This window comes from Aliarcobacter cryaerophilus ATCC 43158 (assembly GCF_003660105.1).
In the GTDB taxonomy this organism is placed as follows: domain Bacteria; phylum Campylobacterota; class Campylobacteria; order Campylobacterales; family Arcobacteraceae; genus Aliarcobacter; species Aliarcobacter cryaerophilus.
In genome coordinates this window covers 787,248-799,387 of record NZ_CP032823.1, presented here as the reverse complement: position 1 = coordinate 799,387, position 12,140 = coordinate 787,248, and the positions used below count along the sequence as shown (strand labels likewise).

General features: G+C 32.7%; 10 protein-coding genes and 2 rRNA genes. 2 read left to right on the top strand and 10 right to left on the bottom strand.

What is annotated here, in order from left to right; genetic code table 11:
• Positions 1-7: 7 nt before the first annotated feature.
• Positions 8-1,075 (bottom strand): 3-isopropylmalate dehydrogenase, encoded by a 1,068-nt coding sequence (gene leuB, locus ACRYA_RS04005; protein ID WP_105917531.1) that lies wholly within the window; start codon positions 1,073-1,075, stop codon positions 8-10.
• The gene (locus ACRYA_RS04000; protein WP_105915939.1) at positions 1,075-1,578 is read right to left on the bottom strand and encodes a 3-isopropylmalate dehydratase small subunit; all 504 of its coding nucleotides are present in this window, start codon (positions 1,576-1,578) and stop codon (positions 1,075-1,077) included. Before ACRYA_RS04000 ends, leuB begins: the two co-directional genes overlap by 1 nt.
• Positions 1,579-1,743: 165 nt before the next feature.
• Between ACRYA_RS04000 and rpoD the strand changes: the two genes are divergently transcribed.
• Entirely contained in the window at positions 1,744-3,618 is a 1,875-nt protein-coding gene (gene rpoD / locus ACRYA_RS03995) for an RNA polymerase sigma factor RpoD (protein WP_105917532.1), read from the top strand.
• Between the two features lie 30 nt (positions 3,619-3,648).
• On the opposite strand, the gene glyS is transcribed toward rpoD, so the two are convergent.
• The 6 genes from glyS to ribA are packed head-to-tail and all read right to left on the bottom strand — an operon-like array spanning position 3,649 to position 7,589.
• A complete protein-coding gene (glyS, locus tag ACRYA_RS03990; protein ID WP_105917533.1) occupies positions 3,649-5,673 on the bottom strand; it encodes a glycine--tRNA ligase subunit beta in 2,025 nt (674 codons plus the stop codon).
• Entirely contained in the window at positions 5,666-5,833 is a 168-nt protein-coding gene (locus tag ACRYA_RS10730) for a hypothetical protein (protein WP_165786088.1), read from the bottom strand. Before ACRYA_RS10730 ends, glyS begins: the two co-directional genes overlap by 8 nt.
• Positions 5,830-6,210, bottom strand: coding sequence for a hypothetical protein (locus tag ACRYA_RS03985; RefSeq protein WP_105917534.1), 381 nt, complete (start codon positions 6,208-6,210; stop codon positions 5,830-5,832). The genes ACRYA_RS10730 and ACRYA_RS03985 overlap by 4 nt, the downstream gene beginning before the upstream one ends.
• Position 6,211: 1 nt before the next feature.
• A complete protein-coding gene (locus tag ACRYA_RS03980; RefSeq protein WP_105917535.1) occupies positions 6,212-6,433 on the bottom strand; it encodes a PP0621 family protein in 222 nt (73 codons plus the stop codon).
• Complete coding sequence (gene rsmG, locus ACRYA_RS03975) at positions 6,427-7,017, bottom strand: 16S rRNA (guanine(527)-N(7))-methyltransferase RsmG (RefSeq protein ID WP_105917536.1); 591 nt, start codon at positions 7,015-7,017, stop codon at positions 6,427-6,429. The genes ACRYA_RS03980 and rsmG overlap by 7 nt, the downstream gene beginning before the upstream one ends.
• Positions 7,014-7,589 (bottom strand): GTP cyclohydrolase II, encoded by a 576-nt coding sequence (gene ribA / locus ACRYA_RS03970; protein ID WP_105917537.1) that lies wholly within the window; start codon positions 7,587-7,589, stop codon positions 7,014-7,016. The genes rsmG and ribA overlap by 4 nt, the downstream gene beginning before the upstream one ends.
• A gap of 59 nt (positions 7,590-7,648) precedes the next feature.
• Here ribA and hemB point away from each other — a divergent pair, with 59 nt between their 5' ends.
• Positions 7,649-8,626, top strand: a complete 978-nt coding sequence (hemB, locus tag ACRYA_RS03965; RefSeq protein WP_105917538.1) for a porphobilinogen synthase — start codon at positions 7,649-7,651, stop codon at positions 8,624-8,626.
• Positions 8,627-8,772: 146 nt separating this feature from the next.
• Here hemB and rrf read toward each other — a convergent pair.
• Both rrf and ACRYA_RS03955 read right to left on the bottom strand, forming a co-directional pair.
• Positions 8,773-8,888: ribosomal RNA gene (gene rrf, locus ACRYA_RS03960) — 5S ribosomal RNA — on the bottom strand.
• A 181-nt stretch (positions 8,889-9,069) separates the two neighbouring features.
• A 23S ribosomal RNA gene (locus tag ACRYA_RS03955) occupies positions 9,070-11,982 on the bottom strand.
• Positions 11,983-12,140 lie beyond the last annotated feature (158 nt).

Below are 12,140 nucleotides of genomic sequence, written 5' to 3'. Positions count from 1 at the left end.
TCATACCTTAATTATTGATATATTCTACTATTTTATCACCCATAGCAACACAGTTTAAAACTTCTTTAGCATCAAAAGCAGCTAAGTCTTTTGTTCTATATCCATCTTTTAAAGCATCTTTTATTGCTTTTTCTATTAAATCTGAAGCTTTTTGTTCATTTAAAGTATATTTTAACATCATAGCAGCACTTAAAATTGTAGCTATTGGATTTGCAATTCCAAGTCCTGCAATATCAGGAGCAGAACCATGAATTGGTTCATAAATTGCTGTTTTATCACCTGTTGATGCACTAGGAAGAAGCCCAATAGAACCAACAACCATAGACGCTGTATCACTTAAAATATCCCCAAATATATTTCCAGTTACTATAACATCAAACTGTTTTGGATTTCTAACTAGCTGCATAGCAGCATTATCAACATACATATGAGTTAATTCAACATCTGGATACTCTTTTGATAATTCATTCATAGTATCTCTCCAAAGTTGAGAAACCTCTAAAACATTTGCTTTATCAACAGAACAAACTCTTTTATCTCTCTTTTGTGCAAGCTCAAAAGCAGTTTTTCCAATTCTTATAATCTCAGGTTTTGTATATACCATTGTATTAAAAGCTTTAAATCCATCATTTTCTCTCGGTTTTCCAAAATAGATACCACCAATAAGCTCTCTTACAACCATAATATCACAACCTTTGATAACTTCTGGTTTTAAAGTTGAAGCATTTAAAAGCTCATCATAAACAATTGCTGGTCTTAAATTTGCATAAACACCCATTTTCTCTCTAAAATTTAAAAGCCCTGTTTCTGGCCTTAAATCTCTTGGAAGAGTATCCCATTTTGCTCCACCAATTGCACCAAATAAACAAGCATCAGAGTTTAAAACACCTTCAACAGTTTCATCTGGAAGAGGAACTCCTGTTGTATCTATTGCAATTCCACCCATTAAATACTCTTTATAAGATAATTCAAAGCCACATTTTTTAGAAACAGCATTTAAAACTTTTATAGCTTCATCAACTATTTCAGGCCCTATTCCATCACCTTTTATTATTGATATTTTATAGCTATTCATTATTTATTTCCTCTTCCCATTTCATCTTTTGCGTAATTAATTAATCCACCACTTGAAATTAGCTCTTGCATAAATGGAGGAATTGGTATAAATTTATAAGTTTTTTTAGTTGTATTATTTGTGATCTCTCCATTATCTAAATCAATTGAAATCTCTTCACCCTCTTTTATCTCTAAAGATTCAGGTAATTCAAAAATAGGAAGTCCCATATTAAAAGCATTTCTATAAAAAATTCTTGCAAAAGATGGTGCCACAACAGCAGCCACACCAGCAGCTTTTAGAGCAATTGGAGCATGTTCTCTACTTGAACCACATCCAAAATTTTCACCTGCAACTATAATATCACCTTTTTTTAGTTTCTTTGGAAACTCAGGATCTGCATCTTCCATAACATATTTTGCTAAATGTTCAGGATCTGAACTATTTAAATATCTTGCAGCTATAATAACATCTGTATCAATATTTGCACCAAAATTCCAAACTTTACCTGTGATTTTACTCATACCTAATTCCTTATTTTTATTAACCATTAAATATTAAGCAAAAATTTTATCCTAACTTTTAGTAAACTTTGTTTAAACACTACTCAATATAGTTCAATATAATCATATCTTTAAATAATTTGGGTATAATGTCCAACTATTTAAAAAGGAGGATTTCCTAAAACAATGAGTACAAAAGATATAAATAAAACTATCGAGCAGTTAATCAAAGAGTATAAAGACTCAATATTAACTTATGAGAAAATTATAAAAATTTTTCCAAAAGCTCCAACGGGTGCAACAATTAAAAAAATTCTTGCTCTTGTTCAGCTATATAATGTAAAAGTTATAAGTTCTCAAGAACAAGCTAAACTTCTAAATGATGAAGAGGCTAAAAAAAGAAAAGAGCAAAGAGAAAAACTAATCGAAGCAGAAGATGATGAGTTTGACTTACTAAAAAATAAAGAGCTTTTAGAGTGGTCAAGATCTGATTCACCTGTAAGAATGTATTTAAGAGAGATGGGACAAATTCCGCTTTTAACAAAAGATGAAGAGATTGAAATATCAAAAAGAATTGAGATGGGAGAGGATATAATCCTTGATGCTATTTGTTATGTTCCATACTTAATTGATTTTATTTTAGAATATAAAGAACCTCTTGTAAATAGAGAGAGAAAAGTAAAAGAGCTATTCAAAAACTTTGATGATGATACAGAAGAAGAGGAAGAAGAGGAAGAGATTGAAGATTATGAAGATGATTTATCTACCGATGCAGAAGATGATGAGAAAAAATTATCTGGTGCAAAACAAAAAAAACTAGATAAAAGAGCTCAAACAATCATAGAAGCTTTCAAAAATCTTGAAAAAACAAAAAAAGAGTGGCTAAAATTTCAAGCAAAAGAAGTAGCTAAATCTGATGATGAAGTTGATGTTATGACTTTTGATTTAGCAGTTGCATTTAAAAAGAGATTATTAAAAGATGCCCTTCTTGACTTAGGACCTACTTCAAAATTAATAACTGAAATAGTAAAAGCAATGGAAACATCTTTAAAATCTGACGTTGGTTTTGATAGTGAATTAAAAAGATTAGAGTATAAATTACCACTTTTTAATGAAACTTTACAAAAAAATCATCAAAAGATTCTAGACAATATAATCAATTTATCAAAAGCACAAATAACTTCAATGGTTCCTGAAGCTACAATGGTTTCAACATATATGGAGATAAAAAAGCTTTTCCAAACAGCAGAAGCTAGTAAAGATGGTTTTGATTTAACACCTGAAGAGTTAAAAGCTGTTTTAGAACAGATTAAAAGAGGGAAAAAAATAACAGATACCTCAAAAGATAGAATGGCAAAATCAAATCTTAGACTTGTTGTTTCTATTGCAAAAAGATACACAAATAGAGGTTTAGCTTTCTTGGATTTAATTCAAGAGGGAAATATTGGTCTTATGAAAGCTGTTGATAAGTTTGAGTATAAAAAAGGTTATAAATTCTCTACATATGCAACTTGGTGGATTAGACAAGCAATAAGTAGAGCAATTGCAGATCAAGCAAGAACGATTAGAATTCCTATTCATATGATTGAAACTATTAATAGAATAAATAAAATTATTAGAAAAGGTATTCAAGAAAATGGTAAAGAGCCAGATGTTGAAGAGATTGCAAAAGAAGTTGGATTACCAGTTGATAAAGTAAAACAAGTAATAAAAATCACAAAAGAACCTGTATCTTTAGAAGCTCCAATAGGAAGTGATGATGATGGTAAATTTGGAGATTTTGTACCAGATGAAAAAGCTCCAACACCAATTGATAACATTATGAAAGAAGATTTACAAGGACAAATTGACCAAATTCTAGGGCAACTAAACGAAAGAGAACAAGCAGTTATAAGAATGAGATTTGGTCTTATGGATGATGCTAGTGATAGAACTCTTGAAGAAATTGGAAAAGAACTTTCAGTTACAAGAGAGAGGGTAAGACAGATTGAATCAAGTGCTATTAAAAAACTAAAACACCCAAAAGTTGGGAAAAATCTTAAAAATTATGTAGAGAGTTAATCTCTACATAAAATCAAAATATATAAAACCTTAAATTGTTATTTCTTTAATATCTGCGATATTTCTAAATCCTAAATATACTTGTGCAATAAGATTTTTTCTATTTGTTTTTATTTTTTCATCTTCGTGATTTACAAAAACTTTTTCAAAAAAGCTATCAAGTTGTGGTTTTAAAGAAAATAAAGCATCAAGCTCTTCATCAAAAGTTCCAAAATTTGAAGTTTTTATTTTTTTAAAACTATTATATAAATTTCTCTCTTCATCTTGCTCGAATAGTGTTTCAACAATCTCTAAAGAATCATTTATTTCAATATCTTTCACAATATTTGCAACTCTTTTAAATGTAGCACTATAATCTTTAAAACTATCACTTTCAACAAATGGATTTAAAGCTTCTACTTTTTGATAAATTCTATATATATTTGTCTCTCCACTACTTATCACGGCTTTTAAAACAGTTGGATTTACACTATCAAAGATTTTATAAAGTCTTTCTATAAAAAATTCATTTAAAACTTTTAAATCAAGATTTTTATAATTTGTTTTTAAATCTTCAAAAATAGCTTTAAAATCAATATCTAATTTATGTTCGATTGCAATTTTTACAACTCCTAAAGATGCTCTTCTTAAGGCAAATGGATCTTTTGATCCTGTTGGGATTTTTCCAGCACTAAAAAGAGCCATAAGATTATCTATTTTATTTGACATAGCAACTATTGAAGAAAAAACAGAACTAGGAAGTTCACTATTCTCACCAATTGGAAGATATTGTTCTTTTAATGCTAGACTAATTTTTTCATCGTTATTTGCTATTTTTGAGTAGTAGTAACCCATTAATCCTTGAAGTTCTGTAAACTCATATACCATTTCACTCATTAAATCAGCTTTTGAAAGCATTACAGCTTTTTGCAATAGTTCAACATCTTTTTCATTTATTCTCAAAATCTCTGCCAAATATGAGGCAATTTTTGCCTCTCTCTCACATTTATCATAAACTGTTCCTAAACCTTCAACAAATACAAGTTTTTTAAGTCCTTCATTTGATAAACCATTTTTTATATCATTTTTATAAAAAAACATTGCATCTGCTAGCCTTGGTCTTAAAACCTTCTCATTTCCAGAGATTATATATCCAAAATCATTTGTTAATGCATTTGAAACAACTACAAAATTATTTGTAAGTTTTTCATTTTTATAAACTGCAAAATATCTCTGATTTGCTTTCATAGATGTAACAATTACTTCAGCTGGAAGTTCTAAAAACTCTTCATCAAATTTTCCTAAAAGAGCTGTTGGATACTCAGTAATTGCAACAACTTCATCTAATAATTCTAAATCTAACTCTATTTGAATATTGTGCTTAACCTCAATATCTTTTAGTTGCTTTAGAATTTTTGCTCTTCTTTCATCTTGATATAAAACTACTCCATATTTGTCTAACTTGCAAAAATAATCACCAACATCATTAAAAATAAATGGTTCATAACTATCCATTCTATGCCCAAATGATAAGTTTGAAGATTTTACTCCAAAAAGCTCTCCCTCTATTATTTCTTTATCTATCATCATAGAAAAAAATCTAATAGGTCTTATAAAACTATCACTTCTACTTCCCCATCTCATAGATTTTCCAAAGTTTAAACTTGCTACAAATTCGTTTACCATATTGTTTAAAAGCTCTTTTGAAAAAACTCCAGATATTTTTTGTTTATAATATAAAACTTCACCTTTTCCAAAATCTTTAAATGAAATTTCATCTACACTAATACCACATTTTCCTGCAAAACTAGCAGCTGCAGGAGTTGCTATACCATCTTTAAAAGCTATATTTTTTGGAGCACCTATATTTTCAACTTCACTATCTTCTTGTTTTACTTGAAACTCTCTATGCCATAAAACCAATCTTCTTGGAGTATAAAATAATTCAAAATTACAAAGTAAACTATTTTTTTCTAAAATATCACTCCATTTTTTCTCAATATTTGATAACTCCTTTAAAAATGGAATAGCTGGTAACTCTTCAACTCCAATTTCTATTAAAAGTGGTTTAAGCATTTTCTTTTTCCTTATCTTGGTTTTTGTTTTTTTCTATATCATCTAATTTTTCAAGTTTATCTGTGTGTTTTTTTATTTGTTGTCTATTAAAATTTATAATAAACATAGCAACCATAAAAACAAATAGAGCTAAAACTACAAAATTTAAAATATCTTTCATCCTTTTATCTCCAATATATCTTTATAAATAGCTCCATCTATCTCTTCTAAAGCAACTTTTTCTAAATCATCACTAGATTTTATAATAGTCAAAATTTTTGAATCCCACATATAGTTATCTGCTATTTTTTGTAACTTTTTAGCTAATTTATTTTTACAAACTATATATTTCGCATTAAAATTTGAAGCATAAAGAGCTTCTTTTATTGAGCTTACATATACCAAAAAGTTTAAATTTTCAGAATTAGAGTATTTTAAAAGTTCTTCATTAAAATCAAAAAAAAGCATTGAATTTGCTTTTGTATTTTTTATATCTTCAATACTTAAAACTTTAAAAAAATCTTCAAATGGGATTAAATTATCTCCAATTATCTTCATTTTAAGCCTTTTTGTTATTTAAGCAATCTTTTGAACAAAAAAACTTTCCGCTACTTACAATAGCATCTTTTTGAGAAACAAATGTACTACAAACAGGACACTCTACCATCTCATCAGAGATTAATTTATCATTTTTTTTAACACCATCAACTCTTTTGTTTTTAAAAAATAGCAAATATATAACAAAACCAGCCAAAACAACGGCTATTACTTTTATCAACATCTTTTTCCTTTAATATATAAATAATTTCGTTCACATCTTGAAACAACTTTATAGTTCGATATTTTAGAAGTTTCAATTTCATCTTCTAGCATACTTCCTTTATAAAAAAGATAAGATGTATGTTCCTTTTTTATCTTAGAAGTAATATTTAAAAGTAAATTTGTATTTGTTACAGCTCTACTTGTAATTAAATCGACTTCTAAGTCTTCTAAATCTTCTGCTCTTTTTTGTAAAATTATAAGATTATTCAAACCCAAACTTGCTTTTACAAAGTTTAAAAAAGCAACTCTTTTTACTCTTGGTTCTATTAAATAAGCTTTTACATCTTTTCTTGCAATTGCTAAAATTAAACCTGGGTAACCAGCTCCTGTACCAATATCTGCAAAACTATTAAAATCATCTATGAAGTTAATAGGATAAAGTGAATCTAATATATTTTCATATATATCATCTTTACTTAATCTTCCACTTAGATTATGAACCTTTCCCCACTTTTGCAAAAGTTCAACAAAAACTTCACAATCTTTATAAAAAACATCTTGAAAGTTTAAACTATTTTCTTGTAATAAATTTCTTAAACTCAAAGCATATGTCCCATTTGTTCTTTTTTTGTATTTAAATAGTTTTTATTATGACAATTGGGTTCAACTATTGTTGGAATTCTTTCTACAATCTCTACATCCAAAGTTTCAAGAAATTTCATTTTTGCAGGATTATTTGTAAGAACATTTATTTTTTTTATTCCTAAATCTTTTAAAATATATTCAACAATACTGTATTCTCTCTCATCTTCCCTAAAACCTAAAGCCAAATTTGCCTCAACTGTATTTTTTCCTGCATCTTGTAAACTATAAGCATTTACTTTATTGAGAAGTCCTATATTTCGACCTTCTTGTCTATGATATATTACTAAACCACTATTCTTTGCTATATAAGCAATTGCTAATTCTAATTGTTTTTGACAATCACATTTAATACTTCCAAAAACATCTCCTGTAAGACACTCTGAATGTATTCTCAAGTTCACAATAGCTTGTGGATTAAAATCTTCGCTCATCAAAGCTAAATGCTCTTGATTATTTTGTTTATATGCTTTTATCTTAAAATTTCCGTGTTTCGTAGGAAGGTTTGCTATATTTGATTCGATTATATTCATTTGTATTTAAACCTTAAACTGTTAAAATCCAAAGATTATATCAAAAAGAGGTAAATATTATGTTTAAACGATTTAGAAGATTAAGATTAAATGAAACTTTAAGAAATTTGGTTCAAGAGACAACTATTAGCAAAGATGATTTTATATATCCTCTTTTTGTAAAAGAGGGAAATGGTATTAAAATAGAGATTTCAAGTATGCCTGGTGTTTTTCAAATGAGTATTGATGAAATTTTAAAAGAGTGTGAATATTTGAAAAAAATAGGATTAAACTCTATTATCTTATTTGCCATTCCTGATATTAAAGATTCAGTTGGAAGTGAATGTTTATGTGATGAAAGTATAATCTCAAGAACAATAAAAGCAATTAAAGAAAAATTTCCAAATATGTTTATTGTTACAGATTTATGTTTTTGTGAATATACAGATCATGGACACTGTGGAATTTTAGATCCAAAAACACAAAGTGTACATAATGATAAAACACTTGAAATATCTGCACAACAAGCACTAGTTCATGCACGAGCAGGTGCTGATATGATTGCACCAAGTGGTATGATGGATGGAATTATTTCAACACTTAGAACTGCTTTAGATGAAAATGGATTTAAAGATTTACCAATTATGGCATACTCTACAAAATTTGCTAGTGGATATTATGGACCATTTAGAGATGTAGCTGAATCAACTCCATCTTTTGGAGATAGAAGAACTTATCAAATGAATGTAGCAAATAGACTTGAAGCTATTAGTGAATCTCTTGAAGATGAAAAAGAAGGTGCTGATATTTTAATGGTAAAACCAGCCTTATCATTTTTGGATATCGTAAGAGATATTAGAAATGAGACAAAACTTCCTTTATGTGTTTACAATGTAAGTGGTGAATATGCAATATTAAAACATGCAGGACTTGCTGGACTTATTGATTATGAAAGAGTTATGATTGAAACTATGATTGCTTTTAAAAGAGCTGGTGCAAATATTATAATATCTTATCATGCAAAAGAAGTTTGCGAAATATTAAATAGAAATAAGTAGTCATTTTTTAAATCGTATGTTAAATCATACGGTTTATAGTTTATATAAAGAGGAACTAAAAGCAATAAAAAAGCTTACCTTGACCTACTTAAATAGAGTAAGACAAGATAAGCTCTTGGTGGGTTGGGTGTTTAAAAAACTCAATGAGCTGGCAGCGACCTACGTTTCCACAAGGGGACCCTGCAGTATTATCGGCGATGAAGTGCTTGACTACCAGGTTCGGAATGGGGCTGGGTATTTCCACTTCTCTTTGACCACCAGCAAATTTGAGTGATAAAAGCTTGTAATAAACTCTTAACACTCAAATTGTGATTTGAGAAATTTAATGCTAAAGTCTTTATAGCTAAAAAAGCTAATTTCATATTTGTATAACTATATATAATCAACACAAATTAAACATAAGTAAATATGCTTAATAAGATAGTAAACCAAAGAAAATTGTTAAAAATAAGCCAAACGTTCTATTAGTACTGGTCAGCTAAAGGGCTTACACCCATTACACACCCAGCCTATCAACCAGCTAGTCTTGCTGGGAACTTCAGGGAAAGTTCATCTTAGAGTTGGCTTCGAGCTTAGATGCTTTCAGCTCTTATCACATCCCAACGTGGCTACCCAACGATGCTCTTGGCAGAACAATTGGTACACCAGTGGTTGGTTCATCCCGGTCCTCTCGTACTAGGGACAAATCTCTTCAACTTTCCTACGCCCACGGAAGATAGGGACCGAACTGTCTCACGACGTTCTGAACCCAGCTCGCGTACCGCTTTAAATGGCGAACAGCCATACCCTTGGGACCGACTACAGCCCCAGGATGCGATGAGCCGACATCGAGGTGCCAAACCTCCCCGTCGATGTGAGCTCTTGGGGGAGATCAGCCTGTTATCCCCGGCGTACCTTTTATCCTTTGAGCGATGGCCCTTCCACGCAGAACCACCGGATCACTATGACCGACTTTCGTCTCTGTTCGACTTGTAGGTCTCACAGTCAAGCTAGTTTATGCCATTATACTCAACAAGCGATTTCCAACCGCTTTGAACTAACCTTTGTAAGCCTCCGTTACTATTTAGGAGGCGACCGCCCCAGTCAAACTACCCACCAGACATTGTCCTGAATGAGGATAACTCATCGCAGTTAGTAACTCAAATATTCAAGGGTGGTATCTCAAGGATGGCTCCGACTCTACTTGCGTCTAGTCATCATAGCCTCCCACCTATCCTGCACATGAATATCCAAGCTACAGTGTCAAGCTGTAGTAAAGGTGCACGGGGTCTTTCCGTCTTTCCGCGGGTAGGAGGAATTTTCACCTCCACTACAATTTCACTGGATCCCTCTTTGAGACAGCTCCCATCTCGTTACGCCATTCATGCAGGTCAGTATTTAACTGACAAGGAATTTCGCTACCTTAGGACCGTTATAGTTACGGCCGCCGTTTACTCGGGCTTCAATCAAATGCTTCGCTTGCGCTGACATCATCAGTTAACCTTCGAGCACCGGGCAGGCGTCACACCTTATACATCCACTTACGTGTTAGCAAAGTGCTGTGTTTTTGGTAAACAGTCGGGAGGGACTCTTTGTTGCAACCTCTCTAGCTTTTTGGAGCAAGTCCATATACCAAAGTAGGCACACCTTATACCGAAGATACGGTGCTATTTTGCAGAGTTCCTTAAAGAGGGTTCTTCCACGCGCCTTAGAATACTCATCCCACCCACCTGTGTCGGTTTACGGTACGGGCAACATATAATAAACTTAGTGGCTTTTCTTGGCACGACAGTATCATCGATTCTCCATCTCCTCCGAAGAGTGTCAAGAGCCTGTAAGATCTCGGTCTAACGTTAAGCGGATTTGCCTACTTAACAACCTACGTCCTTCGACCCACTATTCCATCAGTGAGCTCGATTAACTCTATGCGTCCCCACATCGCGCTTATATGTTGGTATTGGAATATTAACCAATTTGCCATCGTCTACACTTTTCAGTCTCGACTTAGGACCCGACTAACCCTACGATGACGAGCATCGCGTAGGAAACCTTGGGTTTTCGGCGTTAAGGATTCTCACCTTAATTATCGCTACTCATGCCTGCATGCTCACTTCTATCCGCTCCAGCACTCCTTACCGGTATACCTTCAACGCTGAATAGAACGCTCTCCTACCACTCGAATAAATTCGAATCTAAAGCTTCGGTGTACATCTTAGCCCCGTTATATTTTCCGCGCAGAATCACTAGACCAGTGAGCTGTTACGCTTTCTTTAAAGGATGGCTGCTTCTAAGCCAACCTCCTGGTTGTCACAGTAACTCCACATCGTTTTCCACTTAGATGTAACTTAGGGACCTTAGCTGTTAGTCTGGGTTGTTCCCCTCTCGACGACGGATTTTATCACCCACCGCCTGACTCCTGTGATTCCACATATAGTATTCATAGTTTGATAGGGTTTGGTACCGCGGTAAGCAGCCCTAGCCCATTCAGTGCTTTACCCCTATATGCTACAACACAAGGCTATACCTAAATATATTTCGGAGAGAACCAGCTATCACGAAGTTTGATTGGCCTTTCACCCCTATCCACAAGTCATCCCGAGACTTTTCAACGTCAATGGGTTCGGTCCTCCACTGGCTCTTACACCAGCTTCAACCTGCTCATGGATAGATCACTTCGTTTCGGGTCTGCAGCATCTGACTATGTCGCCCTATTAAGACTCGCTTTCGCTACGGCTTCGCACTTGGCTTAACCTTGCCAGACACCACAACTCGCAGGCTCATTATGCAAAAGGCAGTCCATCACCCTGATAAATCATAGGGCTCTGAATGATTGTAAGCTAATGGTTTCAGGTTCTATTTCACTCTGCTCGCTGCAGTACTTTTCACCTTTCCCTCACGGTACTTGTTCACTATCGATCTGTAAGTAGTATTTAGGATTGGAGGGTGGTCCCCCCAGCTTCAGTCAAAATATCACGTGTTCCGACCTACTCAGGATACTATTAGTATTATTGAGAATTTTAATTACAGGAGTATCACCTTCTATGCTCTAGTTTTCCAACTAATTCATCTATTCTCTTTAATTACACATTATAGTCCTACAACCCCCAATGCAAGCATTGGGTTTGTCCTAATCCCAGTTCGCTCGCCGCTACTATGGGAATCTCATTTGATTTCTCTTCCTCTGGCTACTGAGATGTTTCACTTCACCAGGTTCGCTCCCCGTAGGGTAACATAGTTCTCACTATGCTGGGTTGCCCCATTCGGAAATCCTCGGATCAAAGCTCTTTGGCAACTCCCCGAGGCTTATCGCAGCCTAATACGTCCTTCATCGCCTCTTACAGTCAAGGCATCCACCATTAGCCCTTAATAGCTTATTATTAAATCTAAATAAATTTAGATCTACTTTTTTTGCCTAGAGTAATTAATTAAAATTACTCTAAATTTGATAATATTCTTTGGCTACTATCTTATTAAACATATAGTTTAACAATATAGTTGTGTTATCTATAGTTTTTAATATCTCTATTAAATTTTA